Annotated in this window: 1 protein-coding gene; it reads left to right on the top strand. The window is 61.2% G+C overall.

Annotated elements, in window-relative coordinates:
• On the top strand, nucleotides 1-201 hold a 201-nt coding region (locus tag CXY91_RS30830), incomplete at both ends, for a hypothetical protein (protein WP_248307372.1).

The raw sequence follows: 201 nt of genomic DNA, 5'->3' as shown, positions 1-201 counted from the left end.
ACCAGCACTGTCGACTTCGCCCATAACGATGCCGAGGCAATCAAGGCCTACCTCACCGGCACGCTCGGCTTCCGCGAGCAGAACGTCTTCCTGGTAAAGGATGCCACGCTCGGTGAGTTCACCCAGATGTTCGGCAGCGAGGTTAATCCGCAGGGCAGCCAGCTCTGGCGCAGCGTCGTACCGGGCCGGTCGAATGTATTC

The sequence above is a fragment of the Allobosea sp. FBZP-16 genome, from assembly GCF_002831785.1.
In the GTDB taxonomy this organism is placed as follows: Bacteria; Pseudomonadota; Alphaproteobacteria; order Rhizobiales; family Beijerinckiaceae; genus Allobosea; species Allobosea lupini.
The sequence above is the reverse complement of the archived record's forward strand: the minus strand, read 5'-3'. Positions and strand labels throughout refer to the sequence as shown.